A 949-nucleotide genomic window follows, 5' to 3' on the forward strand; every position below is an offset into this window, starting at 1 on the left:
ATCGCACAGGCCGTCGTCGCTGCGGGATTCTGCTGCGCGGGTGTGGATCAGGTGTTGGTCGGTGTCGGCGCGTTCGATGAAGCAGGACACGCACCGCCACCCCCGCACCGGGATCATGGCTTCGTGGCCGTAGTCGAGGCCGTTGCCCTGAAACGGAATAGCGGTGCGCCGGTCGGTGTAGCCGCGCAACATGGTGCGGGTGGCAGCGTGAGTGAGAGCGTTGGCGTCACTGATCGCGGGTTTCCCTGCGAGGGCGAAGGCGTGCTGGTGCTGCTCGGCGACGTAGTTGACGTAGGCGTGGTTCCAGAGCGCGCGTGCTTCCTCGGCGTCGAGGGGCGGCTTGTCACCGGGAAACCGGGGTGTCCACGAGTTGCCGGTGGGCCGGGCGAGTAGTCCGCGTTCGCGGGCGCGGTTCTCTGCGGCGCGGGCGTCGGTGAGTTCGCTGTCGACGGTGTCGGTGTAGAGGTTCTCCGTCACATACCGGGTGACGAGTTCGGGTTCGGTGACCACGGGGCGGCGCTTGCCCCGGCGTGCGGCACGGTACTTGATCTGCTCAGCAGCTCGCCGTGACTTCTCGGTGTCCCGGTTGGGAGCCAGGTACGTACGCGCGGGCGGGTTGCGCCACTGCCGCATCGGGGTGCGTGGCAACTCCGCGCTCGGCAACGCGACATGCGACGCGGAGTATTCGTCCTCGACGGTGGTGTTGTTGTGTGCCGCGCGTGCCTGCATTTCCGCGACCCGGTCGGCGCGGTCGCGGATGAACAGCCACGGGTCGGTGTCGGGCACCAAGGCGGCCAAGCGGTGCTGGTTGTCCGGCTCGGCGGCGTACTGGGCGGCAAGCCTTTTCATGGCCGACTCGAACGGGTAGAGGGTGAAGGTGTCCACTAGCCGGTCCAAGAACTCGCGATCTGCGGTGGAGGCGAGGGAGAGCGCGGCAGGGAACGCGCGG

1 protein-coding gene is annotated in these 949 nt (G+C 68.1%); it reads right to left on the bottom strand.

What is annotated here, in order from left to right; genetic code table 11:
- Positions 1-949, bottom strand: a 949-nt coding sequence (locus tag GFY24_RS41535) for a hypothetical protein (protein WP_194853233.1), incomplete at both ends; no start/stop codon positions are given.

The sequence above is a fragment of the Nocardia sp. SYP-A9097 genome (assembly GCF_009649815.1).
Lineage (GTDB): Bacteria > Actinomycetota > Actinomycetes > Mycobacteriales > Mycobacteriaceae > Nocardia.